General features: G+C 35.4%; 3 protein-coding genes. All 3 read left to right on the plus strand.

Translation table 11 applies throughout. The features are described from left to right. Positions 1-208: 208 nt before the first annotated feature. Positions 209-808 carry an ECF transporter S component gene (locus tag QVO42_RS06185; RefSeq protein ID WP_022425282.1) on the plus strand — a complete coding sequence of 200 codons (600 nt, stop codon included), beginning with the start codon at positions 209-211 and terminating at the stop codon, positions 806-808. Positions 809-836: 28 nt separating this feature from the next. Next, entirely contained in the window at positions 837-2,021 is a 1,185-nt protein-coding gene (gene coaBC / locus QVO42_RS06190; protein ID WP_022425283.1) for a bifunctional phosphopantothenoylcysteine decarboxylase/phosphopantothenate--cysteine ligase CoaBC, read from the plus strand. A 2-nt stretch (positions 2,022-2,023) separates the two neighbouring features. Continuing rightward, the coding region (locus QVO42_RS06195; RefSeq protein ID WP_288163945.1) for a type III pantothenate kinase at positions 2,024-2,515 on the plus strand (492 nt) is incomplete at its 3' end.

Raw genomic sequence — 2,515 nt, forward strand, 5'->3', positions numbered from 1 at the left:
TTGGATACATTGAGACATTATCACATTGGAATCAGAGACATCTAGTATAGGAAAATGTAATGCTTTTCATTTCCAAAAAATGAGTATATAATGGTTTTGCTGTGTAGGATATGCCCTGTGGCTACCTATTTAGGAGCTAACTTAATATTCTGCTGGCAAAACTATATTTACGTCATATTGCGTATGCAAATGACAGTGGAGGAAACAAATGAATAACAAAAAAACAAAGAATCTCACATTGCTTGCATTATTTATTGCGATTGAAGCAGTTATGGTCATGGTACCATTTTTAGGATTTATCCCTATTGGACCTTTAAGAGCAACATTGCTTCATGTTCCAGTTATTATTGCGGCTATTGTATTAGGTACTAAGCAGGGATGTCTTATTGGTCTTGTATTTGGTTTATCTTCATTATTAATGAACACAATGCAGCCAACTGTTACATCTTTCGTCTTCTCACCATTTATTAGTGGCTCAGTACTCAGCGCAGTTATTGCGATTGTCCCAAGAGTAATGATTGGGTTTGTATCAGGTTCTATTTATCAATTACTTAAGGATAAACAGCAGACTATTGCAACTGCAGTGGCTGCATTCTTAGGTGCTTTAACTAATACTGTACTTGTATTAGGTGGTATCTGGGCATTATTTGGTACATCTTATGCAAAAGCGATTGGACAGGATGCAAGTAAGCTTGGAAGTTACTTCTTAGCTGTATCAAGCACACAGAGCCTACTTGAAGCTTTTGTAGGTGTAGTGATTGTGGTGATTGTCACAAAACCTCTCTTCGCTTTAATGAAGCGTGGATAAATTATAAATGAAAAGAGGGTATTAATAGATGAAAAAATTGATTATAGGGATTACTGGTTCTATTGCGGCATTTAAGACTGTACAGTTCATTAGTGATCTAGTGAAAGAAAAATATGAAATTGAAGTCATGCTCACTACAAGTGCAGCTAAGTTTGTCTCACCAACTTCTATTTCTGCTCTCACAAAGAAGAAAACATATATTGATGTCTTTGATGATAATCCTGGATGTATTACACATGTAGATATTGTCAAGGATGCTGATTTGTTTATGATTGTACCAGCAAGTGCAACTACAATTGCGAAATGTGCAAATGGTATAGCGGACAATATGTTAACAGCTGCTTTTTTAGCAGCTACATGTCCTAAACTCATTGCGCCTGCAATGAATGTTCACATGTATGAAAATAAAGCCACTCAGCGTAATATCCAGACTCTAAAGGATGATGGTGTCTTATTTGTAGATCCTGCTGTAGGACTTCTTGCCTGCGGTGACACAGGTAAAGGTAAACTTGCAGATTATGATCATCTTCATTTAATGATGGAATATGCACTCAGTGACCATCCATTACAAGGTAAAAAGGTATTAGTCACTGCAGGACCAACTCAAGAATCTTTAGATCCTGTACGTTTTCTTACAAACCATTCATCAGGTAAAATGGGATACTCAATTGCCCGTGCAGCATTTATACTTGGCGCTACGGTACGATTAATTCATGGACCTACATCATTAAAGCCAGTACCTTATATCATCAATCAATCTATTACAAGTGCCCAGGATTTATTTGAATGTGTAAAAAGACATCATACACATTATGACTATATTATTATGTCAGCTGCAGTAGCTGACTATACACCTGTAGAAACATCTACAGAAAAGATTAAGAAAAATGACAATGAACTTATTCTTAAACTAAAAAAGAATCCAGATATCCTTGATTATATAGGGCATCATCAAGTTGAGCATCAAGTGATATGTGGATTTGCGATGGAAACACAAGATTTAATTGAAAATGCATCAAAGAAATTAAATAAAAAACAATGTGATCTGATTATTGCGAACCATCTTAAAACAGAGGGTGCAGGATTTCAGGGTGATACAAATGTTGTTACTATTATTACTCAGGATTCTATGAAGGATATCGATAAGATGTCTAAATCAGATCTAAGCTATATTATCTTAAAAGAATGTATGAAAATAGGAGCTAAGAAATAAGAATGCTATTGGTTATAGATATCGGTAATACAAATATTACTATTGGTGTTTACAAAGAAGATCATTTAGTAGGTCGTTTTCGTATGACAACACGTATGGAACGTACATCAGATGAATATGGCTTAATGCTTCATTCATACCTTCAAGCATCTCACTTGAATGTAGAAGATGTGAAAGATGTTATTATTAGTTCTGTTGTACCCAAAATCAACTATTCTTTCTCAAGTTCCATTATTAAATACTTTCATATTAGACCACTATTTGTCGGCCCAGGTGTGAAAACGGGCATCAATATTCAAATTGATCATACATCTACTCTTGGTTCAGACCGTTTGGTAGATGCGGCAGGGGCTTATTATACTTATGGTGGTCCATGCTTAGTTATTGATTTTGGTACAGCGACTACTTATGATGTTATTACAGAGAAAGGTGTTTTCATTGGTGGTGTAATTGCACCAGGCATTGGTATAGAAGCCGGTGTTCTTTCTTCTATG

The organism is Catenibacterium sp. CAG:290 (assembly GCF_000437715.1).
Classification (GTDB): Bacteria; Bacillota_I; Bacilli_A; order Erysipelotrichales; family Coprobacillaceae; genus Catenibacterium; species Catenibacterium mitsuoka_A.

What these genes read in the sequence shown, in the direction of transcription:
- QVO42_RS06185 (WP_022425282.1), top strand. Translation starts at nt 209, where the DNA reads ATGAATAACAAAAAAACAAAGAATCTCACATTGCTTGCATTATTTATT.
- coaBC (WP_022425283.1), top strand. Translation starts at nt 837, where the DNA reads ATGAAAAAATTGATTATAGGGATTACTGGTTCTATTGCGGCATTTAAG.